Genomic DNA, 23,744 nt, shown 5'->3' with positions numbered 1-23,744 from the left:
CATCACACGTAGCTCGTGAAAAGTGTATTCGCCTGTTCATGTATCTTTTTCAATTCTTCCTCCGCTAAACCGGCATCGGCCAATTTCCCTATAAGACCCGCTACAAATGAAAGCTTTTCTCTGTTTTTCAGATCAACGATCATTTCATCGAGTTCAACCTGTTCAACAGTTACACCCGCCTGTTCAAATAATTCCTGCGCATACGGATGTGTTTTGTAATCCTCAGCATAATAAACCGTTTTGATACCAGCTTGAATAATAGATTTGCAGCATTGAATGCACGGATAATGCGTCACATAAATCTCCGCTCCATCAGTCGGCACCCCAAACTTAGAGCATTGAAGAATCGCATTCATTTCAGCGTGAATGGTTCTTGCGCAATGATCATCTATCATTAAGCATCCTTCATCTGCACAATGTACGCCGCCCGCGATTGACCCGTTGTAGCCTCCTGCTATCATGCGTTTGTCTCTGACTATAGTAGCGCCGACAGATAATCTCGGACATGTGCTGCGCAGCGCCAATAAATGGCTTTGAGCCATAAAGTATTGATTCCATGAAATTCGTTCCACGTTGTTCCCTCCAAATGTTGTGTTGCCTGACCTTTAGTTTACCTATCATAATGCATGACCGTCAAATCACTTTACTGTAATGGAGGACTTTATTTTCTCAAATGACTTTTCACCTATTCCTGAAACCTTAGTGATATCTTCAATTGTTTGGAAACGCCCGTTTTCTTCCCGGTATGCAATAATAGCTTCAGCTTTGGATGGCCCCACCCCTGAGATGCCTTGTAACTCCTCTAAGGTTGCTGTATTGATATTCACCAGCGCTCCCTTCCCTCCATCGCTTTGGACAGACCCTCCGCCACCTTGCTGCACTGCTGTTTCCTCTCCCTTTTTCGGGATGTACACCACTGTCCCGTCCTGCAAAATCTCCGCCAAATTTACTTGCGCTTCGTCTGCTTGTTCACTGGTCCCGCCCGCTTTCTCAATTGCCTGAGATACTCTGTCCCCTGTTCGCATTTCATAAACGCCAGGATGCTGAACAGCACCTTTGATGTCTATCACAATTGTTTCGCTTGACTCGTCGTTGTTTGCTTCCTGCTTTACCACTGTATTTTCTGTCTCTGTTGGTATAGCTTGCTTCACCAGGTCTTTATTTTTCCCTGTGGCCAGAAAGATCATAATCGCTGTGAAAACAGCCGCAGAAGCCGCTAAAACAATTGCTTTCTTATGCTGATTCAACCAATTCATCGTGCATGTTCCCCACTTTCGTCATATTTTATTTTCATAACACATATGGTTTAGAGGATAAAAGCTCAAAGGAGGGGAAACCATTGAAGATAGGCTTTATCGGCACAGGAAATATGGGTACGATCCTTATCGAATCATTTATTGAATCAAAAGCGGCCGATCCCTCAAACATGACAATCACAAACCGCACAATTGAAAAAGCGTTGCACATAAAAAACCGCTACAACAGCATCAACGTTACCGAAAGTCTCGAAAAGCTCGTTTCTGAAAATGAGATGATTTTTATTTGTGTTAAGCCGCTTGATATATATCCTTTACTGGCAAGAGCGCTACCTTATTTAAGAAAAGATCATATTCTCATTTCAATTACAAGCCCCGTTCAAACCGAACAGCTCGAACAATATGTGCCGTGTCAAGTGGCACGAGTGATCCCAAGTATTACGAACAGAGCGCTGGCAGGTGTTTCTCTCGTCACTTTCGGCACAAGCTGCGGCGAATCTGCAAAAGCGAAAATCAATGAGCTGATGCAGCATATCTCTCATCCGCTGCAAATTGAAAGTGACATCACGAGGGTTGCATCAGACATCGTAAGCTGCGGCCCCGCTTTTATGAGCTATCTGATTCAGCGGTTTATAGATGCAGCTGTTTCGGAAACATCAGTGTCTAAACAGGACGCGATTTTGATGTGTAAGGAAATGCTTGTCGGAATGGGAAAACTGTTAGAAACCGAATTGTATACCCTGCCTGCATTACAGGAAAAGGTTTGCGTTAAAGGCGGTGTAACAGGAGAAGGCATTAAAGCGCTGGAAAGCGGTGTGCAGGATATGTTTCACCGGGTATTTCAAAATACTCATATGAAGTACGAGGAGGATATTTCCGCAGTGAAAAAGCAGTTTCATGTGTAGACGAGTATGTCATACTTTCGTCTGTACTGCAAAAGCATAAAAAAGCATTTTAAAAAACCATCGTTTTAGGAAACGATGGTTTTTGATTTCTGTGCCTTGAAAAATAGTCGTTCTGATTGTGCTGATGGCTCGGTATCCGTAAAATCAGCTGTCACGCGATGGAGCTGAAAGCCGCAGTTCTTAAGCATTTCTTCGTACTCTTCCACCGGGAACGTTCTTTGCTCGTGTGTCTCATCAAAACGATCATACGCTTCTCCGTTCCACACAAAAAACGACATATCATGAATGACAGAAAGCTCGTCACTTCCGGCAAAGCTCTGCCAAATATAGCTGATATCTTCGTCCTGGTCAGCAAATGTGCTATCCGGAAAGACTTCCGCAATTTTATAAGATGAATGAACATCAAACAGCAAAATGCCTTCAGGCTTTAATACCCGAAATACACTTTTAAAGGTTTCGATCACATCATTTTTTGTTTTTAAATAATTTAATGAGTCACAGCATATCACAACAGCGTCAAACTGACCGTCAAAGCCGGTAATCTCTCTCATATCCTGCTGAAGAAATAAAATAGGCTGGCTACTCGATACCTTTTGCTGGGCGAAAGAAAGCATCTCTTCGCTGAGATCGATGCCTGTAACCTCGAAGCCTTTTTCGGCAAGCCGGATGGAGATTTCCCCCGTGCCGCATGCCAGATCGAGAATACGGCCTTTTTCCGGGAGAGATGCTTCAATCCATTTTGTCCATTGATCGTAAGGCGCGTGTGACATTAACTCGTCATACACGCTTGCAAAGCCTTGATAAATCATTGATTCATTCCAAGATCAAGATCTGCGAGCGGAGCGTCTCCCCACAGCTTTTCAAGGTTGTAGTAGCTTCTTTCGTCCTTATGGAAGACATGGACAATCACATCGCCTAGATCAACGAGAACCCATCTTGCTTCATCAAAGCCTTCCATCTTTTTGACTTGAATGCCGTTTTCATCAGCCTGATCCTTGATTTCACGGGCAATCGCCTGTACCTGTTTATCTGAATTTCCGTGGCAGATCAGAAAATAATCAGCAACCAGAGAAATACCTTCCATATCCAGTGCTAAAATATCCTCTGCCCGTTTATCGTCGCAAGCCGCAGCTGCGATCTTTAAAATGGACTTTTGGTTCATTCACAAATTCCTCCTGTTCAGCTGCCAGACACAAGCCAGTTATACGTTAAAAATGTGTCTGGAAAAACCGGTTGATTTTTTTTCATAAGAAAAACCATTGTATTTTTAATGGACTGAATCAGCGCTTGATTCAAATCTGTCTCAGCAAGCTTACGCACCTCATCGACACCGGGAAATGCCCGGTTTGGCTCAATGTAATCGGCAACGTAAATGACTTTTTCTAAAAGTGACATGCCGGGGCGCCCTGAGGTATGATACCTAATGGCGTCAAGAATGTCTTCATCTTGAACCCCTGCCTCTCTTTGGACCAAATAAGCGCCGACCGGAGCGTGCCAGAGCTCCGGATTATGATCCAATAAATGCGCAGGCATTTTTTCGCGCGCAATAATTTGTTTCATTTCTTCTTTAGGGCGGAATTTGGCGTAATCATGAAAGATTGCCGCTGTTTCCGCTTTTTTAGAATCGGCTCCAAAACGCTCCGCAAGTTCGATCGCCGTGTTCATCACGCCAACCGTATGGATATATCGGTGTTCGGTCAATTGCTGCTTCACGCATGCAAGTGCCTCCTCACGATTCATATAAACCATTCTCCTCTACATACTTCTTCACTTTATCAGGGATTAAGTAGTCAGTGGGCTTCTTGCTTTTAAACCGTTCCCTTATCATAGTTGATGATACCTCAAATTCCGGAACGTCTGCAAAGAGAAGCGGATAAGGGGTTTCAACATGAAAACCGGGGCGCTTTACGCCAATAAATTGAATGAGGTTCAGCAGCTCGTCCAGCTTATACCATTTCGGCAAATATTCAATCATATCAGCACCGATAATAAAGAACAGCTGATCATTTGGATAACGCTGCTTCAGTAAAGAAACGGTATCAAAGGTATATGACGGTCCTTCTCTTTCCATTTCAACAAGCTCCAGCTTAAAGGACGGATTAGATTGAATTGCAAGCTTTAGCATTTCCACGCGATGAAAGCTGTCGGTATAGTCTTCGTTCTGTTTATGCGGCGGAATTTGATTAGGCATAAACCAAATTTCATCAAGCCCCGCTTGGTACAGCACCTCATTCGCCATTAAAAGGTGACCATTATGCGGAGGGTCAAACGTGCCTCCGAAAATTCCGATTTTCTTCATTTCAACCACCTTTAAGGAAGCTCGATTTGTTTATTTTCCTTTGATTCCTTATATAACACAATCGTATTGCCGATTGTCTGCACCAATTGAGAGCGGCTTCCTTTTACAAGAGCTTCCGCTACATCGTTTTTATCCTCTTCGCAATTCTGAAGCACGCTGACTTTAATCAGCTCTCTCGCTTCAAGCGCCTCAGCAATTTGTTTAATCATGTTGTCGTTTACTCCGCCTTTACCTACTTGAAAAATCGGCGTTAAATGATGCGCTTTTGAACGCAAAAAACGTTTTTGTTTACCTGTTAACATTCTGTTCCTCCTAATTTTCCTATTACAATGGATCTCATTTTTTCAATATCAGGCTCTTGTCCAGTCCACAATTGGAAAGACAATGCTGCCTGTTCAACAAACATGCCCACACCGTCAAGTGTTTTCAAGCCTTTTTGGCTTGCTTCTTTTAAAAGGGCCGTCTGTATTGGATTATACACGATATCACATACGACGGCACTGCTCGCGGCACGCTGTAATGAAAGCGGCACATCGTCCACGTTCGGATACATGCCCACAGACGTTGTATGGATGATAACATCATACTGCTCAAGACGTTCTTCTGCTTCTTTTATGCTTAATACTTCTTTATTGTGAAACGAGGGAGTAGCTTCTGTAAGCCGCTTTGCTTTTTCTAACGTCCGGTTGCAAATATCAAATTTTTTCGGGGTATTTCGGACAATTGTTGTAAAAATGGCTCTCGCCGCTCCGCCAGCGCCGATCATTAAGAATGACAGTTCAGAGATGGGCTTGTCTAATACCTTCATTAATGACTTCACGAAGCCTTCCCCATCGGTATTGTATCCGACAAGCTTATCTCCCTCTCTTCTGACCGTGTTTACGGCACCGAGCACTTTTGCACTCTCATCAATATGATCCAGATAATCCATAATGGAAACCTTGTGCGGAACAGTCACATTGATTCCTTGTACGCCTAGAGCTCTTATTCCTTTTACCGCATTCTCCAGATCATTCTCTTCTACCTTGAAGGCATGATAATGTCCGTCAAGCCCGAGGTCTTTCAATGATGCGTTATGAATATCAGGTGACATAGAATGGCCAATCGGATTTCCGATAACCCCGTACAGCTTTTTCATACTCCTCTCCCCTTTTCTTAAATTAATGAACGCCGAACAAATACATGAACGCCTTTTGGAGCGTATGCAGTTACCTTTTTATCGGCGTCATGGACAGTAACCCAGCCTAACCCAGAGAAAACGATATCTGTCTTTTTGTCTTTTATCGTAAACGTATGGGCGACCAATTCCGGAAACTCATCCATTTCATCTTTACCCGGAGGTGTGAGCAATTCCCCTGCATGCTTTTCATAAAGCGCGTCTGCATTTTCAAGTTTTGTTCTATGAATCATCAGCTCATTCGGCATATAGCAAATAAAAGGAGATCTTTCCCCAGACACATAATCAAACCTTGCAAGTCCGCCAAAATACAGTGTTTGCTGATCATTAAGCTGGAATGTGCGAGGCTTCAGCTCCTTTTTAGGAGATAATATTTTCAGATCCTTTTTATTGACATAATGCGCCATTTGATGGTTGTTGATAATTCCCGGTGTATCATAAAGCGATGAACCGTCATCCAGCGGGATTTCAATCGCATCAAGGGTTGTGCCAGGAAATTGGGATGTTGTAATAATATCTTCTTCACCTGACACTTCTTTAATAATCCGGTTAATAAAGGTTGACTTTCCTACATTTGTACATCCGACAACATAGACGTCTTTTCCGTTGCGGTAATGCTCAATCGCGTCAATTACTTCTCTGATTCCCTGGCCGCGTCCCGCACTGACCAAAAATACGTCAACCGGTTTTAAGCCAAGCTCTTTCGCTTCACGCTTCATCCATTGGATCAGACGCTCTCTTTTCAGTGACTTAGGCAAAATATCCGCTTTATTGCCAACTAATAAGATAGGGTTTCCCCCCACCAAGCGCTGCAGCCCATTAATCCAGCTGCCGTTAAAATCAAAAATATCAACAATTTTTACGACAAGAGAGTCCGTTTCTCCAATACCGTGAAGAATGTTTAAAAAATCATCATCAGTTAAGGAGACATCTTGTATTTCATTATAGTTTTTCAGTCTGAAGCAACGCTGGCAAATCACATTTTCTTTCGTAAGTGATGCAGGCGGCGCGTACCCCAAACCTGTTTTGTCCTCGGTTTGGATCGTAACTCCGCACCCGATACAAACAACCTTTTCCATTTCTTACTCCTCCCACTGAATGTGCCCTTTTCGTTTGAGAGCACTCAGTATTCTGCGTTCGACCTGGCGGTTAAAGCGCGTAATGAATCCGTCAGAGGAAGCGACTGGCACGACCAAAATCGTATGGTAGCCGTTTCGGTTTCCCCCGAGTACATCGGTCAGCAGCTGGTCTCCGATGACAACGCAGTCCTCTTTTTTTAGCTCCATATTGCGCACCGCTCTATTAAAGGCTTTACCCATCGGTTTTCTTGCTTTATAGATGAATGGGATTCCAAGCGGTTCTGAGAAAAGTTTCACTCTTCTTTCATTATTATTAGAGACAATTGTCACTTTAATGCCGTGTTCCTTCATTTCTTCAAACCACTCGATCAATCGCGGTGTCGCGTTCGGTCTGTCCCATTCAACAAGCGTATTATCCAGGTCAGTAATAATTCCTTTTACATTTCGTTCCTTTAATTTCTCAGGTGTAATATGAAAAATATTTTTTACAAACTCGTCAGGTAAAAAAAACTTTTTTAACAAAACCCGCACCCTTCCCTTTTTCTTTCTCTCAAAATGATTGTCGAAAAAAATCGAACTTGCGCCTAAAGAAAAACTGAGCAAAAAAATTTCGACAAAAATTGGGTTTCTTCACCAGGTGTGGATAAATTTACACACACTATCCACTCTTATTACATCACTCTTTAGACAAATTATAAACACGATACTCACAAGTTATCCACTTTTTGGTGTGGATAACAGAACGATTGTTCTTATATGCATTTCATGGTAGATTAAAGATAACTTCAACCTCAGATGAACGCAACTTATCATTGTATGCGTTAAAATCATGAATGATTCCAACTTTTAAGGAGGTGCCTCTCCCATTAATTGGGTTCCTAGCATGAGAAAACTGTCTGATGAATTACTAATAGAATCTTATTTCAAAGCCACCGAAATGAATTTAAACCGTGACTTTATCGAGTTAATTGAAAACGAAATAAAAAGAAGATCGCTCGGACATATTATTTCCGTATCTTCTTAATAGGAATTTGTCTATTTTTTCCGGGCGTATTTCCTTTTTTTACTCAGATGACTGATATTATATCACTTTGGCTGCGCGCTTTACTACTATTTTCAGCAAAAAACACCCCTAAAAAGAGGTGTTTTAAAGGGCCGGTTATTATGCTAACCAGTATATCCCGCCCACAACCAGGAGAACAACAACTAAAACAACAATAAAAGCGTATCCATATGCTCTGCCTGCGCCATACATGTGAAGCGCCTCCTTAATAAGGTTTTATAACAGCCTATGTAGGAGAAATAAATCGGACTAGGCGGTTGTCCGGCTCAACGCTGCAGGATCTGCCCATCTTGTATTCCTTCATATACGATCCTTGCCCCTTTAGGTGTCATATGATTTCCAGAAGGATCTATTAAACCAGATTGGATAAGCGCTTCATCAGTTGCTTTTCCGCCGTCTGCTTCTATAAAATGCTTCCAGTTATCTACAAGAGGGACATCCAGGCGCTTCGACACATCTCTTGTAATATCGTTATATGAGTTGTGCCATTTCCTTGCTCCGCCTTTTGGTTCAAAAGCAGCTGCTTGGTATCTGGAATAGTAAAACAGATGATGCTTCCCATTACCTTCTATAATTGGGATACACGTCATTAAGATAGGCTTGATCCCGTGTTTTCTGCTTTCTTCAATAAAATAAACCAGATTTTCTCTAAAACGCTGCTTCGACACTCTCGGTTTCCCCTCAGTCAGTATGGCAGCGTCATTGGTGCCGAACATAATAAACAAATACTTCGGTTTTTGATCCAGCACATCTGTCTGAAATCGGAGACGGGCATCCTCTGTCGTCTGTCCGCCGATTCCCGCATTGAGTATATCAAGGTTACCGCGCTCAGCTGTTTTTAATATATTGACCCACTGCTGTGCTTTTGGATAATCGCGATAATCCCAGTTAGAACCACGCGTATTGCTGTCACCAAATGCTACAACGTCTTCGTATCCCCTTCCCTCGCATCCTGCTGTAACGAACAGCAGAAGGAAAAGGATGATAAAATGTTTCATTTTTACACCCCCAAAAGCCTCACCTTAATGTTATACCTCTGTTTCTCTTCGTTCAATGAAGAGTTTTTCGCTATCACTGTTTTTTCCTATAGTTAACGTGTCCCTCTCAGTGAATATCATTCTGCTTTCATTGCGGCGCAGCTGATGATTTTTTAAAATTCCCTTCTTTCCAATCTGAAAAACACACAAACCAAAGAAAAGAAAATAACCTGAATCCGCACCGGAAACAGGTTATCCGTTAAATCCTGCATTTACTTTAACTTCGATTTAAGCCTGGCCTTTGTTTTTGGCCCATAAATCCCGTCTGCAGTTAATCCGTTCATGAGCTGAAAACGCTTGACGGCATTCGCTGTTTTCGGTCCGTAAACTCCATCTATGCCATTGTTTTTGGCTCCCTTATCAGGGTAAAAGTGAAGTGCAGCTAAAGCCTTTTGCAGCTGGAGAATGTTTGTGCCCTTTCGATAAGGCGAAGTGAGCTTTATAACCCCAGACGGCAGGGGATATGATGGTGAAGATTCTTTTGGAGGTGTATCCGAGGAAGAAATTCCGTTTATAAAAGAGTTCCAGTGGTTCAAGAGTTTCCGCGGACATTCTTTCCCAGACCATTTTTTGTGGGGAACAACACGATTTAACGGAATATTGTTTTCCTTCATCAGCTTTCTGATCAGCCACTGGGCATTTGATGTTGCTTTTTCAAAATCGCCATCAGCATTTTCGCAGATTTCAATCCCGATCGATTTGCGATTTCCTGTCCCGTTTGTACCGTCTCCCGCATGCCAGCCGTTTTCATCTATCGGGAGATGCTGATAAATGACTGAATCGTCAACTGTAAAATGCCAGCTTTCGGATGTGCTCGGGTTTTTCACAAAATTGGCGTGCATTTTCGCATCAGCGCCTTTTGCTGTATTCGCTGTATTATGCACCGTAATATAAGCAGGCGTCATCGAATAGCCAGGACGATTATCATTTGATAGCGGTATAAAATCCTTTTTTATGGTTACCATTTCTATCCCTCCCTATTATTAAGAATGCAGAAAACAGAGAGATGGACAGCCTTTTTTATGAGGTAAAAAAGAATTGTGTTCTTAACCTGGTTTTCAGTTGAACCGCTGAAATGGCAACAGTTATACTAATTTAGATGACGGAGGTTTTGGCTCCTGACATCACCTAAGTTGGGAGTGACCATAGACATGTTAAAAAAAGTAATAGGTATACTTGTGATTATTGCTATCATTGCAGTCGGTTTTTTTCAGAAAGAAGCTTGGCTTGATGCAATCAAAGCAGGAGGGATGTTTTCCGTTTTATTTAGTATGCTGCTGATTGCTGCCGATGTTTTTTTCCCAATAGTGCCGTTTGCTTTGGTTGCTGCTTTAAACGGCGCAGTGTTCTGGACTGCAAATGGAATTTGGATTACACTGACCGGCTCAATGCTTGGTACAATATTGCTGTTTTTTCTCGCCAGGTACAGTTTTAGAGATTGGGCCAGAAAAAAAGTTCAGGCCTATCCTGCCATACAAAGCTACGAGGCTTCCTTCAACAAAAACGCTTTTACCGCTGTTTTATTAGGAAGGCTGATACCTGTCATACCTTCACTTGTAATGAACGTGATCTGCGGGCTGAGCCAGGTTCGCTGGCATGTTTTTTTCTTTGCGTCTTTAATAGGGAAAATCCCCAATATTGTTGTTGTCACTATTGCAGGTGCCAATTTCACCAGCAATAAATTATTGTCTATCAGCATTTACGGTGCATATATTCTGATCATCATGGTGGTCATTTATAAAAAGTTCCCTCATCTTCTGAAGGTGCCAAAAAAGTAAGGAGGCTTGTTGGCCCCCTTACTTTTTTTCTGTCGCATGGCCTCCAAATTCATTTCGAAGCGCAGCGACCACCTTTCCTGTAAACGTATCGTCTGTTAAAGAACGGTATCTCATCATCAGTGACATGGCGATGACCGGAGTTGCCGTCTGCAGATCAAGCGCGGTTTCCACCGTCCATTTTCCTTCACCTGAGGAATGCATAATGCCCTTGATCTGATCCAGTTTCGCATCCTTAGAGAAAGCTCGCTCAGTCAGTCCCATAAGCCAAGAACGAATGACAGAACCATGATTCCACACTCTGGCAACCTTCTCATAGTCAAAATCAAATTGGCTGTTTTCAAGCACTTCAAATCCTTCACCAATCGCGGCCATCATTCCATACTCAATTCCATTATGGATCATTTTTAAAAAATGTCCGCTTCCCGCTTCACCAGCGTATAGATAACCATTTTCGACGGCGGTATCACGAAAAAGCGGTTCCACAATCTCCCATGCTTCATGATCGCCCCCCACCATAAAACAGGCTCCATGCCGTGCGCCTTCCATTCCGCCCGACGTTCCGGCATCGAGATAATGGATACCCGCTTCTTTCATTTGATTGTAGCGGCGAATTGATTCTTTATAATGAGAGTTTCCAGCTTCGATAATCATATCGCCTTTACTTAATAAAGGTGATACATCACGCAAAACAGCATCGACAATACCATGCGGTATCATAACCCATAGGATACGCGGCGGGTCTAATAAAGAAATTAACTCTTTAAGATTCGTTGTCCCCTCAGCCCCGTATGCTTTCAGTTCATCAACAGCCGCTTGATTTACATCATATCCAACCGCTTGATGATTGCGGTCAATGAATTGCTTTCCTATGTTTATGCCCATTTTCCCTAAGCCGATTAATCCGATTTTCATATCTGTTCCTCCTGATTGTCTAAAAAGCCTTCACTCTTTATGTTCCCTTTGGATTGTATTGTGATACGCTGAAAACAAATGGGGCTTACATCGTCTACGCATGTAAATTTTATTTTTCATGACCGACTGCGCCTGCCAGTTCTATTACTGAATCTCTTTATATCCATAATTATCACTTTATCCTTGATTTACCATCAGTTTAAGTTAAAATATGGGAAGGAATTCGATTTTTTCAGTAAAAAGAAGGTGACATGTTGCAGAATCAATCTCATACTCTTATTGGAGTTACGAAAACCGCTGTATCCTTTTTATACGCTGCACTTGCAATCATCGGTTTTGCAATCGGGTATTTTATCCCGCAGATTGCGAAATGGGCATTATCCCTCCCCTGGATCCCTCTTGAAGGACCGCTTCGGCTCATCACCTCTTTTCAGGGATCTACAGCTGCATTTATCACTGCTCTTCTCGGTATGTGTGCGGGGATTTGGTTCGCTCATTCTGTTATTGCAATGCTGCTGTCTGTCAAAATTACAGATCACACAGTGGAATTCATCAAAGGAAAAAAAGTGCAAACAATTCATTCCGATGACATCGCTTTTGTATTTATGGATCACAAACGGCTTGTCCTCCTGGGAACAGCCGGATATGAATTGGTACGGGAAGAAATTGATGAAAAACCAGTAAACGTTGAGAAGGCCTTTAGACAGCATCATTACGAATGGGCAACAGATGGTGATCCGTTTAAAGATCGATTTCGCCGATGGATTCCTGATGCACCAGACCTATCACAAGGCGCCCATGCCTTATTAAAAGCTCGTCACAAAGCGCTGCAGGACGAAGAAAAAGACGATATTGAAGAATTCCGTCTCGAACTGGCACAGCTGGGCATCGTTGTACGGGACGAAGGCACACGCCAATATTGGCGAAAAGCAGAACCCTATCCCCCGAAAATTCAGCACGGCGAAGGATTGTAACAACAGAGGCTCAAGAAAGAGCCTCTTCTTTACTACTGCACAATAAACAGCACTCTGGTGCCGTCAGGATAGCTGCTCATTTGATTCCCTACCCACGAGCCGGCGCCGCGATTATCAGAAGGCGTCACATATCGGACATCAGCCCCTGCGCCGCCTTCCTCACAGACCGCCATCGGCCACTCATCCCGGTCATAGCCCGGCTTGGTCGGGATTCCCTTTAAAGATTCCTCCCGCCTTTTGTCTGCTCCATCTCTGTCAATGGTACAAATATCTGGATGTCCCTCTGCAATCGCATCTCTAATATGACTGCCGGTTTCCGGATAACGAGACAGCGGAAAATATAACACTTTGTCATACGAAGATGCGCCTTGGATCTGTTGCGGAACCATTAAACAAAGAAGAACTGCTGCAGCAAGAAACAGGCCTGCCATCCATTTTTTCATTCCCATCCCCCCATACCTTTGTTCATTTCAGTGTATGGGCGCTTAATAAAGATTATTTTTAACATTTGAAGTTCGTATGCTGCTTACAAAAGCCGGACTCCCCCGCGAGAAATTTCCCGGTACAGACACAGACAGCCTCCCGGTCACATACATTTACATATAGGCTTTTGCCTACATACTTTTGTGGAGGTGACGATGGTGACAGGTGTTTTCGCAGCGCTCGGCTTTGTTGTTAAAGAGCTTGTCTTTTTAGTATCTTACGTGAAAAACAATGCCTTTCCACAACCGCTCTCAAGCAGCGAAGAAAAAAAATACTTAGAGCTCATGGCTAAAGGGGATGAACATGCCAGAAACATGCTGATTGAGCATAATCTTCGCTTGGTCGCCCATATTGTGAAAAAGTTTGAAAATACAGGTGAGGATGCAGAGGACTTAATCTCCATCGGAACGATCGGGCTTATTAAAGGTATTGAAAGCTATTCCGCCGGAAAAGGGACAAAGCTGGCGACGTATGCTGCGAGGTGTATTGAAAATGAAATCCTCATGCATTTGCGCGCATTGAAAAAAACAAAAAAAGACGTCTCCCTTCACGATCCGATCGGGCAGGATAAGGAAGGGAATGAAATAAGCCTGATTGACGTTTTGAAATCAGAAAACGAAGACGTGATAGATACGATCCAGCTCAATATGGAGCTTGAAAAAGTGAAACAATACATTGACATTCTAGATGACCGTGAGAAGGAAGTGATTGTCGGGCGGTTTGGACTTGATTTGAAGAAGGAAAAAACGCAGCGAGAGATTGCCAAAGAACTCGGGATCTCGCGCAGCTATGTATCGCGGATTGAAAAGAGGGCGCTGATGAAGATGTTTCATGAGTTTTATCGGGCTGAGAAGGAAAAGCGGAAGAAGGCGAAGGGGAAATAATGCAGAAGAGGCCGGATCTCATATTCCGGCTTTCTCTATTTGAAAGAGTTATGAAAATCATTTTTTTCATCGCTGATAAGCTCTCCGAGAAAGACGGTCTGATCGTAACAAATGACTTATAAGTCCTTTGCCTGCATCCTCCCTCAAGCGATTCAAAGCCGGACGTTCTAAAAGCTCCCCAGAAAATCCTTCATCGGCATACTTCAGCACATCCTTAGTCCCTGCTTTCTTTATACAGGCCTCGAACTGGCTGTCGATGCTCGATCCCTTGATCGCTTGTTCCTCGGTATATTGCTATCACCCTGGATCTCCTTCCTATAAAGTTTTATTAAATAATGATAACAATCGTTCATGCATTTGTCAGCTTGCGGTCTCTCGATAATTATTACCTTCATAAAATGCATCACCCCCTTGGGTAATGCTGCGTAATAACTGTTTGTCCTAATGAGGTGATTTTCAATGAGTATGAAAACAAATAAAAAAACCGATGGTTTGAACCATCGATCTGTTTTCTATATCACTGGGCCCTCAATATAGTAAATCTAGCTCATTGGTTATGAAAGCTTATTTTCATTACACACTCTATATTTATTTGTTATCATTTCTATACGTTTATATCAATTGTGGTAAAAAATGGTGACAAAAACCAATAAACGTCCATCCTAACTTTATCATCTTATTTATTAAGATTTTAACCTCTTCCTTGTAAAATAAAGAAGCGATTTTCATCTCCAGACAGTTAATGCTATTTCATCGGGACATGTCTGTTAAAGCAGCCAATAAATACATTCAGATATCCACTTACAACCACGATTCAATTTGATCCACTACAGATTTCTGAGCTGTTAAACAGATAGACTTATAAAAATCTGTACCAGTTCCCTTTCACAATTAGGACATTTCGGCGGCGTATCGGCATAAAGCGAACTAATTTATTAATGTTCAACAACAGAATTTCGTCTATTGGCAATAAAGAATCCACAAATCATTGCAAGAATGGCCATCGCCCACCAGAACGTTGAGATCGCCTGATCATGATCGATGATAATCAAACGAATGACAGCTGTGATGCCAATATAAATGAAGTAGCGAAGCGGAAAATGAAAGTCTGATTTAAAATATTTGATAATCAAAGCAATGAACTCAAAGTACATGAAGAATATAAGCAGTTCTCCAAGCATCTCATAATAGCTGTCCACTTTGTTGAACAGTGACTTGTATACGAATAGCACAATGTACCAAGTCTCGCTGATCAGAAGTGCGCTTAAGGCTAACGCCAGGAAGAACAGACAGACATTGAGAAGCGCTTGTAACAGGTAAGGCACCTTTTTGAATTTGTTAGAAAATCTCATCATGTTGTCTCCTATTTCAATATATTCGTGGTTTTTATTCTCAGCCTACATCTTGGTGTTCCAAAATCGTAGCACAATGTAGTACTTAGAATTCTTTTGTATACTGTGAAACTGTCCCTGCATGCGGGACATCATTCGCGCAATGCTTCTTTCACCGAGTCCGTTGCTTTCCGGTGTTATATCTGCAAGTTTAATCGTATTGCTAACATGGATCTCAAATATCTCTTGATCCGATACAAACGTGATGCTGATTTCTTCTTCCGGATCTGCGTATTTCAATAAGTTTGACATCACATTATCAAATACACGACCAAGCTCCTCCAAATTCACGTTAATATAGGTTTCCGGCAGCTCGCCTGAAATATGGACCCGAAAATGCTCCTGATGAAGGATAGCAATCTGATCTGATATTAGATCGTAGATCACTTCTTTCACTGCAACGGTCTCCAGATCGGCCTCATATTCCTTGTCCAGCAGGAAATACGCAAACAGATTGTCAGACAAGCTTTTTAATTGCAGTGCTTTACCATAAGCATTGGCTACATACCGATCTTTGCTGGTACCCGCTTCGCCTCCCTCTTTTTTGGCAAACTCCAGATTCATGATCAGCGACGTCAGCGGTGTGCGCATATCGTGCGACATTTCGGTAACCAGGCTGCGGCTCTCAGCTTGCAATTCCTCGATAGCTTTAAGTTTATCCAGGAAAGCTTTCCGCAGATCCTCAATGCTCTTTGCAATCATCGCTAATTCATCATGCCCTTTTATCGTCATCTCGTAGTCCAGTTCGCCCCCTTCAAGAATATGAATCTCTTGGTGAATCGTTTTAAGGTAGCGAAGACTTTGGCGAATTCCGAAGAGAACAATGATTAAAAAGATGAGGGTTGCCCCGAGCAAATCCAATGCGAAGGCCAGATCATAATATCGGGAAGAGTAGAAACCGTCGATAATGACTCGTCCTTCACCATCGCTAAACTTGACAGGATGTGAATGATTTTGAGCGTACTGAGTCAGCTTTTCCTTTCCATAATCCGATTCGGAATAAATAGAATCATATTGCAGCTCCTGATCCTTGAATATGGTGAGGTTAATGTAATTTTCTTTTTTGACCCACTCGCCAAACGCTTTTCTATCTGATGTAGACAACTCATTTTCTGAAACGTACTTGCTGAATTTTTGAATGTATCTTGCTGACTCCTCGTGATAATACTCTTCCGAACTCAGATATCCCTCGATCAGGTCATCTGTGATCTTTTGCAACGTCAGAAAGATCACACCACTCACAATCGCAGCAACCACGATCAGCAAAGCCAGTTTTTTAGTTAGCGTAAATTTACGATGCACCAAATCGATATCCTCTTCCCCATTCAGTTTTTATATAAACCGGACGTGCCGGATCATCCTCAATTTTGGAGCGCAGCTTCCGAATATGCACCATCACCGTATTGTTGGAACAGTAAAAGTAAGGCTGTCCCCACACACTCTCATATATATTTTGGGCAGAAAATATTTTGTTGCGTTTGCTCATCAGAAGTTTCAGGATACGATACTCCAGATCTGACAACTTGATTTGCTTCTCCTCTTTCCACACCTCATTAAATTCTTCGCTCACTCTTAGTTTGCCCCCGATAAGAAATGTTTCTTCCTGTTCCTTCTTTTCCTGATAGATAGTATATCTGCGTAATTGAGCAATCACTCTAGCGTGAAGTTCCTCTTCCGAGAATGGTTTAGTCATATAATCATCGCCGCCGGCGAGTAATCCCTCAGTTTTATCGAGTGTACTCGATCTGGCCGTCAGAAACAGAATCGGGACGTTAGAGGATTTCCTGATGTGCTGACATGTTTCAATTCCCGAAATGCCTGGCATCATAATATCCAAAATAACCAAATCAAGCGAGTCATTCACAAGTTGCAATGCTCGCTTTCCATCCTTGGCTCTTAGCACCTCGTAGCCTGCACGTGTAAGGGATTCCTCCAAAAGATCACCAATATCCTCATCATCCTCTACGACTAATATTTGATGGGTCATGTCTCTCTCACCTCATGATTCTTGTTGTTATTTCTCGTGTGTCCTTACTATATATCGTTCATAGTAATAAGTACGTTATAAGATACTACGTAAATCTTAACAATTTATGAAAGTTGATGCTCGCCACAAATTTGTCGCATTTTTTAAAAAAAATGATGACTCTTCATAAATTGTTAAGATTCGGTCTTTATATTTATCCATTGTAAGACTCAAGTTTTTCAGATCCGCACTACACATTGCCGTGATAAATGGGAAAGGAGTATTGATATGATTGTACAAAAAGAAGGACGCGGGCAACCGGTGAGTCTGCGGGAACGGGTTCATTTTCTGGACATCGTACGCGGATTTGCCTTGCTTGGCATTATTATTGTCAATTATTTTCTGATCGTAGATTCAGTAAAGGGATTCGAAATGGCCTCCAATGACGTACTGCATAAGCTGGTTTCCTGGTTTGCCGAAGGGAAATTCGTTACGTTATTCTCCTTCCTGTTCGGAGTCGGGTTTATGATCTTTATGGATCGAGCCGCGCAGAAGGTAGATAGTCCCAACAAGCTGTTTGCCCGCAGGTTATCTATCCTGTTGGGATTTGGCATTTTGCACATCACATTTGTTTGGGTCGGTGACATATTGGCCTTTTACGCCGTAAGTGGCTTCCTGTTACTCGCCTTCTATAAACGCACGGCCAAAACGGTGCTTAGATGGATTATCGCACTTATCGTGCTTCAATTCCTGACTCCTGTTTTCACAATGTTGTACAATGTCATCAATACTGCAGGGTCAAAAAACCCGAATTTTTCAGAGTTTACTTTGTTTAGCCACAGCAGCCTTACCTACATGGAATCCATCAGCACTCGGTGGACAGATATGGTCACGATGGCTGCTGGCTCTTTCTCTATGATCTATTCCATGTTTCTCATGTTTCTGCTGGGCGTGTACTTTGTTAAGATGGAATTTTTCAAAGACATGGAAGCGAAAAAGCCTATATGGAAGCGTATCTGGATCATTAGCACAATCGCTTTTCTAATAACACAAAGCAGTATATTACTAGACATGTTTAATCTTTCTGAGAATATGCTGTGGAAGGACATTTCCTCTGTCTTGGGTCAAAATGGCGGCTTAACCGGAAGTATGTTTTATATGAGCACTTTTGCAATGCTGTTTCTATACGTTCCTCAGCTGCGAGGCCCTATGATGATATTCACCAAAGTCGGACGGATGTCATTGACCTGTTATCTGCTTCACTCTATCATTGGAACAGTTCTGTTCCTCAGGTACGGATTCGGGCTTGCGGATCATATTCAATCCGCCGGCACGTTCATGTTCAGTCTGGCCGTGTACTTCGTGCTTATGAGCTTTAGTACATTGTGGTTGAAACGGTTTAGGTACGGTCCGATGGAATTAGTATGGCGCAAGCTGACGTACGGCAAAGTAAACGGGAGTCCTAAAGCAACTCCGCTGCATTCGGAAAAATCTATTCAGAAATAACCCCCTTGCACAGATTGCATGTCAAATTAGTGTTGTTGAATGGAGCGGGCATTAAACGGACAGATTTGATATATGGACTAGTTATTTTTATATCATTTAGGCTTCTTTGGGCTAATAAATCCACCAGAGTTTACTCAATGTGCATTGCTCATGATCGAATCTAAATTGAATCTTTTACGCATGTTCATAGTCAAAGGCGCTTTCGACTATTTTTGTAACTTTTCGCAGAAAAAATTCGAGAATGATGACAAATCCCGCATACGACACTTAATACGGTAGTGAACGATAGTAAATTAGGGTTACATGCAGCTTGTTTTCCAATGAAACAAAGAAAAAGAATCATACAAAAAGACAGGAGAAAGCTTTTGAAGTATTTTAACGCCAAATTTACCGCGGAAGAAAGAGCGATGGAATCACTTTTTTGTGAAAAGGCCTCGCAGAGCAGCTCGAATGTTTTACTGAACGACTGAACTCGATATTTCAGCAACTGAGGGAGTGAACAATCATGAAAACAAAAAAGGAACCAAAAGTTATTCTGGAACTAGCAAAGGAATCTGATCTGCCAGAATTCCAAAAAAAATTACAAGAAGCCTTTGCGATCGCCGTGATTGAAGCGTTCGGTGATTGCGAAGATGGGCCGATTCCATCGGACAATGATGTTCAGGAGTCTTTCAATGCTCCCGGAGCAGTGGTATATCATATTCTTCAGGATGGTAAGAATGTCGGTGGTGCAGTAGTACGTATCAACAGCGAAACACATCATAATTCGCTAGATTTATTCTATGTATCTCCAGAATATCACAGCCAAGGGATTGGTCTTTCTGCTTGGAAAGCCATTGAAGCACAGTATCCGGATACTGTGCTTTGGGAAACCGTGACACCTTATTTCGAAAAGCGAAATATCAACTTCTATGTGAATAAGTGTGGATTTCATATCGTAGAGTTCTACAATGAACATCACTCTGATCCGCATATGCATCGCAATGGACGCGAAGATGACAAGCCCCTGCCGAATGATGATGACTTTTTCAGATTTGTAAAGATTATGAAAAAAAAGGACTAAACAATTGAACACGGCGAGATGCCGCAGAGAGTTGATGTTTAAAAAGTGTTTTGATCCCTGTCTCAAAAACAGGGGTCAGTCCCCCTTTGAATCATCGGTTTCTTTTCTGACATATACCACGCCCACTTTTCTCTTTTTGTAATTTTAGAAAATATATCAGATACCAAACTACAAATACTATAGTAATTAAGTAAGTTAAAATAATAATAAGATTCATCTAATCTAAAGTAGTCCTCCGTGTTTTAGGTAAAGCTGTATTACATTATGTATATTATATCTTGATAGTGCGTTCAAGTATTCCTAAACCTTATTATGAAGGTATTGATTAAGATGACTAATACCTTTAGATCTCTATGAAATTATATTATCTTTAATAAACTTGTTCTGGTTGTACAATTTCATATTCACCTTCTGCATACTCTTGCTCCGCATAATGCACTCCCCATTGACAGAGCTCCTGCAAGATAGGTTTAAGAGATTCTCCAAGTTCAGTGGATGAATATTCAACCTTCGGCGGTACTTGATTATACATCTTTCTGCTCACAAGTCCACTGGCTTCAAGCTCTCTAAGTGTTTGAATCAGCATTTTCTGAGTTATATTTGGGATAATGCGCTTTAATTCACTCGTTCTCTTTGGTCCATTCATTAAAAAGTATAATACAAGGCCTTTCCATTTTCCGCCAATAACTTCCTTTGTCACTTCAAACCCACAGCTAAATGTTTTCATGTCTAAAGCTCTCCATTCCACATTTATTACTTTTTAGTTACTATATCACAAAAAAGTGGGTACTTCCGATAATGTGCTTACTGAAGGATACTATATCTTGTAAGTTGTTCTTCAAGTACTTAAAGGTACTAGACATAAAATAATATTAATTCTAAAGGAGTGTTAAGTATGGGTAAATTTGAAGGTAAAATAGCGCTTGTAACGGGTGGAACAAGTGGAATTGGTCTTGCTACAGCACAAAAGTTTGTAAACGAAGGTGCATATGTTTATATCACAGGACGTAGACAAAACGAACTTGATAAAGCTGTTAACCAAATTGGCAAGAACGTAACCGGTGTTCAAAGTGATATTTCTAAGCTTGAAGACTTAGACAAACTATATGACATTATAAAGCAGGAAAAAGGTAAGTTGGACATTCTTTTTGCTAATGCAGGGATCGGCAACTTCCTTCCATTAGGTGAAATTACTGAAGAGCAGGTTGATAGAACGTTCGACATTAACGTTAAAGGAACCATCTTTACTGTTCAAAAAGCGTTATCACTATTCCCGGACAAAGTAGGTTCTATTATTGTAACGGGCTCTACTGCTGGATCAATTGGCAACCCAGCGTTTAGTGTATATGGAGCATCTAAAGCAGCTTTAAGAGCACTAGTTCGCAACTGGATTCTTGACCTAAAAGGTACTGAAATCCGTGTAAATGTGGTTAGTCCAGGAGTTATTCTTACACCTGCATACGATGAGCTTTTTGGTGATGCACTTGAAGGAACAATGGAAAATACCAGAAATACTGTTCCAGCTGGAAAAGTTGGGACACCAGAAGAAGTAGCAAACGCTGTATCTTTCCTTGCTTCAGACGAAAGCAGTTACTTGACGGGTGTTGAATTGTTCGTAGATGGCGGGCTAGCACAGGTATAATTTCATGCGCAGAGATTACAAATAGTCACCAAAAAAGGTTAATGGGGATTTACTTGAAGAAGTCGTATAAAAAAGTCGTTTTCCTTAAAGGACAGGGAATTCGACTTTTTTATGTTTGAATTTGATTAACGTTGTAAATTCGCATTTTCCTGGGGCTACCACTAAATGACCTGTAAAAAAGATTACTTTGTGAATAAATGTACTTAAAGTAACGGGTGCTTTACAACAATACAATTTTCTGTTGTAGTAAATGTCATTTTAAAAAATCTGATCGTCTTTTTAATGTGATTCAATTGAACTTCTAACTGTTGGGATGTCTGGTGCAATACAGCTGCCAAAGTTGCTAAGTTTTTATTAGAACATGGATATAAAGTCAAAGAATTGACCGGTGGTATTGCAGCATGGAAAGAAATGAACTTTCCTATCACAAACTCAGATCAAGGCAATAACATACCTGATAATTGTGGGTGTTGACTTAGTGCAAGATAAAAGATACTGGATTGGGGTTGCTTCTCGAGATCATGTAATGAGAGCTGTCCAAGGTGGTTTTGCTCAACTTTGTCATGGCAAAGAGGCACCTTTAAAAAAGATGAATACTGGTGATTGGATTATTTATTACTCCCCCAAGATGAATTTTAAAGATCCTTTACTTAAAAATCAATTCAATGACCTTCAAATCAAAATGATAAAAGCAGGTGAAACACCAGACGGTTATACTTGGCACCATCACCAAGATCCAGGGAGAATGCAATTAGTTGACCAAAAGGTGCATCGGAAAACAGGCCATACAGGAGGCCGACACCTTTGAGGTGGAGGAAGTAAGAACAGATAGGAGTTGGTCAATATGACAGAGTGGAGATTTGCGAAGAGCCAATTGGGGAAACAACTGTTAAAAAAGTCGAAAAGGCATTAGATATTAAGTTTCCAAACGACTACATTACAACTATATTAAACAACAATGGGGCGCGCCCAAGTAAAAAGATATTTGACTTTGAAAATACAAAAGGCGAGGTTTTTAATCGATTACATGGTTTAACTGAAGATAGTTCAAGTTTTATTTTAGAGGTCTTTGAAGATTACCAGGATGGAAGGATGCTTCCTGGGATAGTTCCTTTTGCATGTGATTCTTTTGGTAACGAAATCTGCTTCGATTATCGTCTGAACAAAGAGAATCCGTCCGTAGTTTTCTGGGATCACGAGATTGCATATGAAGATCCTGATAAAGCTTTGAGTCATATATGTGATTCATTTACAGAGTTGGTTAATAAACTATACGAAGAATAAACGGATAAGACCTTTCCCCTTTCTTTTTGAGGAGAAAGCGTTAACTGCTATCCGTTATAAAAAAAATAACATATGAAATATTCATACAAATTTAAAGAAGATCCATTTGGTGATTTAGGAACAGTATTGCCAGAAGAAATCAGTATTTTCTCTGATTTCATTGAAAACATCGCTACAGAAGAACAAGCCAACGAGTATATAGATTACATTGAGAAGGTTTCAGAAGGGATATATGAAGATTTTGAGATTGAGTTAAATGCTACAAGTGTTCTCATCAAGAAAGATGTGACAATTGTTGAAAACTCTTTTAGGATAGAAGAGCCCTATGAAAACTCAATTGAAACCGATCAATTTATAGAATTGCTATTAATATGGCGAGATAAGATTCCAGATATATTTAAAGGTTGAATAAAATTAAAACCCTTCCTACATAAAGAAGGGTTTTACATATCGAGGCGGTTGGTACATTCTTGACGAGAACAATAGCAAACGAGGAATCATTGTTCCTGCTGTTTACCCTAATGTAGTAACTTTAAAAGGGAGCCATCGCTCCCTTTTGTTCACTGAATTACAGAACTTTCTAATGTGTATGATCCGCCAGTTTTTGCAGTACTATATCCAGCAACCCTTATGCTATAAGTATAGCTTTTACTGACTGCAATAGTATGTTTCGATAATTCTGAGGAATCATAAGAATTCACAAAAGTTGTCCCACCACCATTTACATCCGTTTTGTAAATACTAACTTTTAACGGAGTTGTTGTACTATCTTTGGACAAATAAAACTTTACTTTTGTAGCTGATCCTGGATGGAATTGCCACTCATGCCCTTCTTTAGCAGCAGCAGCATCAGCAAAAGATCCACTTACCTTGTCATTAAGAGGCAGCATACCTTTAAATTCATAGGCTGAAGCACTTCCCATAGCAGTAAACATTAAAATCAGAACAAAAAACATTGATACTAACGACTTTTTCATTTCACATTTCCCCCTTTTAAATTTAAGTCACTGTAATAATACTTCTCTTCATTTAACAAATCCTCCCA

At 41.3% G+C, this 23,744-nt stretch carries 30 protein-coding genes and 3 pseudogenes; 12 read left to right on the top strand and 21 right to left on the bottom strand.

Going from position 1 to position 23,744, the window contains the following annotated elements; translation table 11 throughout:
• Positions 1-2: 2 nt before the first annotated feature.
• Complete coding sequence (locus ACQVGT_RS08070) at positions 3-572, bottom strand: ComE operon protein 2 (RefSeq protein WP_003229978.1); 570 nt, start codon at positions 570-572, stop codon at positions 3-5.
• 66 nt (positions 573-638) lie between these two features.
• The gene (gene comEA, locus ACQVGT_RS08065) at positions 639-1,256 is read right to left on the bottom strand and encodes a competence protein ComEA (protein ID WP_015384132.1); all 618 of its coding nucleotides are present in this window, start codon (positions 1,254-1,256) and stop codon (positions 639-641) included.
• Between the two features lie 83 nt (positions 1,257-1,339).
• Between comEA and comER the strand changes: the two genes are divergently transcribed.
• Complete coding sequence (gene comER / locus ACQVGT_RS08060; protein WP_004398597.1) at positions 1,340-2,161, top strand: late competence protein ComER; 822 nt, start codon at positions 1,340-1,342, stop codon at positions 2,159-2,161.
• A 65-nt stretch (positions 2,162-2,226) separates the two neighbouring features.
• Here the strand turns inward: comER and ACQVGT_RS08055 are convergent, their stop codons facing one another.
• From ACQVGT_RS08055 to ACQVGT_RS08020, 8 genes are read right to left on the bottom strand one after another with little or no spacing between them, the layout of a single operon-like run.
• A complete protein-coding gene (locus ACQVGT_RS08055) occupies positions 2,227-2,970 on the bottom strand; it encodes a class I SAM-dependent DNA methyltransferase (RefSeq protein ID WP_015384134.1) in 744 nt (247 codons plus the stop codon).
• Entirely contained in the window at positions 2,967-3,323 is a 357-nt protein-coding gene (rsfS, locus tag ACQVGT_RS08050) for a ribosome silencing factor (RefSeq protein WP_014480315.1), read from the bottom strand. The genes ACQVGT_RS08055 and rsfS overlap by 4 nt, the downstream gene beginning before the upstream one ends.
• 17 nt (positions 3,324-3,340) lie before the next feature.
• The gene (gene yqeK, locus ACQVGT_RS08045) at positions 3,341-3,901 is read right to left on the bottom strand and encodes a bis(5'-nucleosyl)-tetraphosphatase (symmetrical) YqeK (protein WP_015483448.1); all 561 of its coding nucleotides are present in this window, start codon (positions 3,899-3,901) and stop codon (positions 3,341-3,343) included.
• Entirely contained in the window at positions 3,891-4,460 is a 570-nt protein-coding gene (locus tag ACQVGT_RS08040; RefSeq protein ID WP_004398676.1) for a nicotinate-nucleotide adenylyltransferase, read from the bottom strand. The genes yqeK and ACQVGT_RS08040 overlap by 11 nt, the downstream gene beginning before the upstream one ends.
• A gap of 11 nt (positions 4,461-4,471) precedes the next feature.
• Positions 4,472-4,762 (bottom strand): ribosome assembly RNA-binding protein YhbY, encoded by a 291-nt coding sequence (gene yhbY, locus ACQVGT_RS08035; RefSeq protein ID WP_003226133.1) that lies wholly within the window; start codon positions 4,760-4,762, stop codon positions 4,472-4,474.
• Positions 4,756-5,598, bottom strand: coding sequence for a shikimate dehydrogenase (gene aroE, locus ACQVGT_RS08030; protein WP_015384136.1), 843 nt, complete (start codon positions 5,596-5,598; stop codon positions 4,756-4,758). The genes yhbY and aroE overlap by 7 nt, the downstream gene beginning before the upstream one ends.
• 17 nt (positions 5,599-5,615) lie before the next feature.
• Positions 5,616-6,716 (bottom strand): ribosome biogenesis GTPase YqeH, encoded by a 1,101-nt coding sequence (gene yqeH / locus ACQVGT_RS08025; protein WP_003229966.1) that lies wholly within the window; start codon positions 6,714-6,716, stop codon positions 5,616-5,618.
• 3 nt (positions 6,717-6,719) lie between these two features.
• Positions 6,720-7,238 (bottom strand): YqeG family HAD IIIA-type phosphatase, encoded by a 519-nt coding sequence (locus tag ACQVGT_RS08020; RefSeq protein WP_003226126.1) that lies wholly within the window; start codon positions 7,236-7,238, stop codon positions 6,720-6,722.
• Between the two features lie 361 nt (positions 7,239-7,599).
• Here ACQVGT_RS08020 and ACQVGT_RS08015 point away from each other — a divergent pair, with 361 nt between their 5' ends.
• On the top strand, positions 7,600-7,740 hold the full coding sequence (locus ACQVGT_RS08015; protein WP_003226124.1) for a sporulation histidine kinase inhibitor Sda: 141 nt from the start codon (positions 7,600-7,602) through the stop codon (positions 7,738-7,740).
• A 305-nt stretch (positions 7,741-8,045) separates the two neighbouring features.
• Here ACQVGT_RS08015 and ACQVGT_RS08010 read toward each other — a convergent pair whose 3' ends face one another.
• Together ACQVGT_RS08010 and cwlH are read right to left on the bottom strand one after the other, a co-directional pair.
• Complete coding sequence (locus ACQVGT_RS08010) at positions 8,046-8,777, bottom strand: SGNH/GDSL hydrolase family protein (RefSeq protein WP_003229964.1); 732 nt, start codon at positions 8,775-8,777, stop codon at positions 8,046-8,048.
• A 251-nt stretch (positions 8,778-9,028) separates the two neighbouring features.
• On the bottom strand, positions 9,029-9,781 hold the full coding sequence (gene cwlH, locus ACQVGT_RS08005; protein WP_015483449.1) for an N-acetylmuramoyl-L-alanine amidase CwlH: 753 nt from the start codon (positions 9,779-9,781) through the stop codon (positions 9,029-9,031).
• A gap of 186 nt (positions 9,782-9,967) precedes the next feature.
• Between cwlH and ACQVGT_RS08000 the strand changes: the two genes are divergently transcribed.
• Positions 9,968-10,594: a TVP38/TMEM64 family protein gene (locus tag ACQVGT_RS08000; protein ID WP_015384137.1), complete on the top strand. Its 627-nt coding sequence runs from the start codon at positions 9,968-9,970 to the stop codon at positions 10,592-10,594.
• Positions 10,595-10,612: 18 nt separating this feature from the next.
• Here ACQVGT_RS08000 and gnd read toward each other — a convergent pair whose 3' ends face one another.
• On the bottom strand, positions 10,613-11,506 hold the full coding sequence (gene gnd / locus ACQVGT_RS07995) for a phosphogluconate dehydrogenase (NAD(+)-dependent, decarboxylating) (RefSeq protein ID WP_015384138.1): 894 nt from the start codon (positions 11,504-11,506) through the stop codon (positions 10,613-10,615).
• Between the two features lie 251 nt (positions 11,507-11,757).
• Between gnd and ACQVGT_RS07990 the strand changes: the two genes are divergently transcribed.
• Positions 11,758-12,480 carry a YqeB family protein gene (locus ACQVGT_RS07990; protein ID WP_015384139.1) on the top strand — a complete coding sequence of 241 codons (723 nt, stop codon included), beginning with the start codon at positions 11,758-11,760 and terminating at the stop codon, positions 12,478-12,480.
• A 32-nt stretch (positions 12,481-12,512) separates the two neighbouring features.
• On the opposite strand, the gene nucB is transcribed toward ACQVGT_RS07990, so the two are convergent.
• Positions 12,513-12,923: a sporulation-specific Dnase NucB gene (gene nucB / locus ACQVGT_RS07985; protein WP_009967785.1), complete on the bottom strand. Its 411-nt coding sequence runs from the start codon at positions 12,921-12,923 to the stop codon at positions 12,513-12,515.
• 195 nt (positions 12,924-13,118) lie between these two features.
• On the opposite strand from nucB, the gene sigK reads away from it, so the two are divergent.
• Positions 13,119-13,847, top strand: coding sequence for an RNA polymerase sporulation sigma factor SigK (gene sigK / locus ACQVGT_RS07980; protein WP_013308023.1), 729 nt, complete (start codon positions 13,119-13,121; stop codon positions 13,845-13,847).
• Positions 13,848-13,928: 81 nt separating this feature from the next.
• Here the strand turns inward: sigK and ACQVGT_RS07975 are convergent.
• The 5 genes and pseudogenes from ACQVGT_RS07975 to yrkP form a co-directional block, all read right to left on the bottom strand.
• A pseudogene (locus ACQVGT_RS07975) lies at positions 13,929-14,120 on the bottom strand (recombinase family protein); the annotation flags it as partial.
• On the bottom strand, positions 14,078-14,242 hold the full coding sequence (locus tag ACQVGT_RS07970) for a hypothetical protein (protein WP_015483452.1): 165 nt from the start codon (positions 14,240-14,242) through the stop codon (positions 14,078-14,080). The pseudogene ACQVGT_RS07975 and the gene ACQVGT_RS07970, both read right to left, overlap by 43 nt.
• Positions 14,243-14,782: 540 nt before the next feature.
• Positions 14,783-15,199, bottom strand: coding sequence for a phosphate-starvation-inducible protein PsiE (gene psiE / locus ACQVGT_RS07965; protein WP_003246154.1), 417 nt, complete (start codon positions 15,197-15,199; stop codon positions 14,783-14,785).
• A gap of 45 nt (positions 15,200-15,244) precedes the next feature.
• A complete protein-coding gene (yrkQ, locus tag ACQVGT_RS07960) occupies positions 15,245-16,543 on the bottom strand; it encodes a two-component system sensor histidine kinase YrkQ (protein WP_015483453.1) in 1,299 nt (432 codons plus the stop codon).
• Complete coding sequence (gene yrkP / locus ACQVGT_RS07955) at positions 16,530-17,225, bottom strand: two-component response regulator YrkP (RefSeq protein WP_015384143.1); 696 nt, start codon at positions 17,223-17,225, stop codon at positions 16,530-16,532. Before yrkP ends, yrkQ begins: the two co-directional genes overlap by 14 nt.
• A 267-nt stretch (positions 17,226-17,492) precedes the next feature.
• Here yrkP and ACQVGT_RS07950 point away from each other — a divergent pair, with 267 nt between their 5' ends.
• On the top strand, positions 17,493-18,710 hold the full coding sequence (locus ACQVGT_RS07950) for a DUF418 domain-containing protein (RefSeq protein WP_015384144.1): 1,218 nt from the start codon (positions 17,493-17,495) through the stop codon (positions 18,708-18,710).
• Between the two features lie 505 nt (positions 18,711-19,215).
• Positions 19,216-19,773 carry a GNAT family N-acetyltransferase gene (locus tag ACQVGT_RS07945; RefSeq protein WP_015384145.1) on the top strand — a complete coding sequence of 186 codons (558 nt, stop codon included), beginning with the start codon at positions 19,216-19,218 and terminating at the stop codon, positions 19,771-19,773.
• Positions 19,774-20,143: 370 nt separating this feature from the next.
• On the opposite strand, the gene ACQVGT_RS07940 is transcribed toward ACQVGT_RS07945, so the two are convergent.
• Positions 20,144-20,500, bottom strand: coding sequence for a winged helix-turn-helix transcriptional regulator (locus ACQVGT_RS07940; RefSeq protein WP_015483454.1), 357 nt, complete (start codon positions 20,498-20,500; stop codon positions 20,144-20,146).
• Between the two features lie 168 nt (positions 20,501-20,668).
• Here ACQVGT_RS07940 and ACQVGT_RS07935 point away from each other — a divergent pair, with 168 nt between their 5' ends.
• The 5 genes and pseudogenes from ACQVGT_RS07935 to ACQVGT_RS07915 all read left to right on the top strand — a co-directional run bounded on the left by ACQVGT_RS07935 (position 20,669) and on the right by ACQVGT_RS07915 (position 23,107).
• Positions 20,669-21,415, top strand: a complete 747-nt coding sequence (locus ACQVGT_RS07935; RefSeq protein WP_015384147.1) for an SDR family NAD(P)-dependent oxidoreductase — start codon at positions 20,669-20,671, stop codon at positions 21,413-21,415.
• A 526-nt stretch (positions 21,416-21,941) separates the two neighbouring features.
• A pseudogene (locus tag ACQVGT_RS07930) lies at positions 21,942-22,059 on the top strand (EVE domain-containing protein); the annotation flags it as partial.
• Positions 22,044-22,223: an HNH endonuclease gene (locus ACQVGT_RS07925; RefSeq protein ID WP_015384148.1), complete on the top strand. Its 180-nt coding sequence runs from the start codon at positions 22,044-22,046 to the stop codon at positions 22,221-22,223. The pseudogene ACQVGT_RS07930 and the gene ACQVGT_RS07925, both read left to right, overlap by 16 nt.
• Positions 22,224-22,259: 36 nt before the next feature.
• Positions 22,260-22,699 (top strand): annotated as a pseudogene (locus ACQVGT_RS07920) (SMI1/KNR4 family protein).
• Between the two features lie 72 nt (positions 22,700-22,771).
• On the top strand, positions 22,772-23,107 hold the full coding sequence (locus tag ACQVGT_RS07915) for a hypothetical protein (RefSeq protein ID WP_015384150.1): 336 nt from the start codon (positions 22,772-22,774) through the stop codon (positions 23,105-23,107).
• 152 nt (positions 23,108-23,259) lie between these two features.
• Here ACQVGT_RS07915 and ACQVGT_RS07910 read toward each other — a convergent pair whose 3' ends face one another.
• Positions 23,260-23,676: a hypothetical protein gene (locus tag ACQVGT_RS07910; RefSeq protein WP_015483456.1), complete on the bottom strand. Its 417-nt coding sequence runs from the start codon at positions 23,674-23,676 to the stop codon at positions 23,260-23,262.
• Positions 23,677-23,744: the final 68 nt, after the last annotated feature.

The organism is Bacillus sp. SCT118, from assembly GCF_058566435.1.
Note: the sequence above shows the minus strand (reverse complement) of the source record. Positions and strands in the feature narration are given on the sequence as shown.

What these genes read in the sequence shown, in the direction of transcription:
- ACQVGT_RS07925 (WP_015384148.1), top strand. Translation starts at nt 22,044, where the DNA reads ATGAATTTTAAAGATCCTTTACTTAAAAATCAATTCAATGACCTTCAA.
- ACQVGT_RS08010 (WP_003229964.1), bottom strand. Translation starts at nt 8,777, where the DNA reads ATGAAACATTTTATCATCCTTTTCCTTCTGCTGTTCGTTACAGCAGGA.
- ACQVGT_RS07935 (WP_015384147.1), top strand. Translation starts at nt 20,669, where the DNA reads ATGGGTAAATTTGAAGGTAAAATAGCGCTTGTAACGGGTGGAACAAGT.
- ACQVGT_RS07950 (WP_015384144.1), top strand. Translation starts at nt 17,493, where the DNA reads ATGATTGTACAAAAAGAAGGACGCGGGCAACCGGTGAGTCTGCGGGAA.
- rsfS (WP_014480315.1), bottom strand. Translation starts at nt 3,323, where the DNA reads ATGAACCAAAAGTCCATTTTAAAGATCGCAGCTGCGGCTTGCGACGAT.
- ACQVGT_RS08000 (WP_015384137.1), top strand. Translation starts at nt 9,968, where the DNA reads ATGTTAAAAAAAGTAATAGGTATACTTGTGATTATTGCTATCATTGCA.
- yhbY (WP_003226133.1), bottom strand. Translation starts at nt 4,762, where the DNA reads ATGTTAACAGGTAAACAAAAACGTTTTTTGCGTTCAAAAGCGCATCAT.
- sigK (WP_013308023.1), top strand. Translation starts at nt 13,119, where the DNA reads ATGGTGACAGGTGTTTTCGCAGCGCTCGGCTTTGTTGTTAAAGAGCTT.
- ACQVGT_RS08015 (WP_003226124.1), top strand. Translation starts at nt 7,600, where the DNA reads ATGAGAAAACTGTCTGATGAATTACTAATAGAATCTTATTTCAAAGCC.
- nucB (WP_009967785.1), bottom strand. Translation starts at nt 12,923, where the DNA reads ATGAAAAAATGGATGGCAGGCCTGTTTCTTGCTGCAGCAGTTCTTCTT.
- yrkP (WP_015384143.1), bottom strand. Translation starts at nt 17,225, where the DNA reads ATGACCCATCAAATATTAGTCGTAGAGGATGATGAGGATATTGGTGAT.
- cwlH (WP_015483449.1), bottom strand. Translation starts at nt 9,781, where the DNA reads ATGGTAACCATAAAAAAGGATTTTATACCGCTATCAAATGATAATCGT.
- yqeK (WP_015483448.1), bottom strand. Translation starts at nt 3,901, where the DNA reads ATGAATCGTGAGGAGGCACTTGCATGCGTGAAGCAGCAATTGACCGAA.
- ACQVGT_RS08055 (WP_015384134.1), bottom strand. Translation starts at nt 2,970, where the DNA reads ATGATTTATCAAGGCTTTGCAAGCGTGTATGACGAGTTAATGTCACAC.
- gnd (WP_015384138.1), bottom strand. Translation starts at nt 11,506, where the DNA reads ATGAAAATCGGATTAATCGGCTTAGGGAAAATGGGCATAAACATAGGA.
- comEA (WP_015384132.1), bottom strand. Translation starts at nt 1,256, where the DNA reads ATGAATTGGTTGAATCAGCATAAGAAAGCAATTGTTTTAGCGGCTTCT.
- ACQVGT_RS07970 (WP_015483452.1), bottom strand. Translation starts at nt 14,242, where the DNA reads ATGAAGGTAATAATTATCGAGAGACCGCAAGCTGACAAATGCATGAAC.
- aroE (WP_015384136.1), bottom strand. Translation starts at nt 5,598, where the DNA reads ATGAAAAAGCTGTACGGGGTTATCGGAAATCCGATTGGCCATTCTATG.
- ACQVGT_RS07915 (WP_015384150.1), top strand. Translation starts at nt 22,772, where the DNA reads ATGAAATATTCATACAAATTTAAAGAAGATCCATTTGGTGATTTAGGA.
- yqeH (WP_003229966.1), bottom strand. Translation starts at nt 6,716, where the DNA reads ATGGAAAAGGTTGTTTGTATCGGGTGCGGAGTTACGATCCAAACCGAG.
- ACQVGT_RS07940 (WP_015483454.1), bottom strand. Translation starts at nt 20,500, where the DNA reads ATGAAAACATTTAGCTGTGGGTTTGAAGTGACAAAGGAAGTTATTGGC.
- ACQVGT_RS07910 (WP_015483456.1), bottom strand. Translation starts at nt 23,676, where the DNA reads ATGAAAAAGTCGTTAGTATCAATGTTTTTTGTTCTGATTTTAATGTTT.
- ACQVGT_RS07990 (WP_015384139.1), top strand. Translation starts at nt 11,758, where the DNA reads ATGTTGCAGAATCAATCTCATACTCTTATTGGAGTTACGAAAACCGCT.
- ACQVGT_RS08040 (WP_004398676.1), bottom strand. Translation starts at nt 4,460, where the DNA reads ATGAAGAAAATCGGAATTTTCGGAGGCACGTTTGACCCTCCGCATAAT.
- psiE (WP_003246154.1), bottom strand. Translation starts at nt 15,199, where the DNA reads ATGAGATTTTCTAACAAATTCAAAAAGGTGCCTTACCTGTTACAAGCG.
- ACQVGT_RS07945 (WP_015384145.1), top strand. Translation starts at nt 19,216, where the DNA reads ATGAAAACAAAAAAGGAACCAAAAGTTATTCTGGAACTAGCAAAGGAA.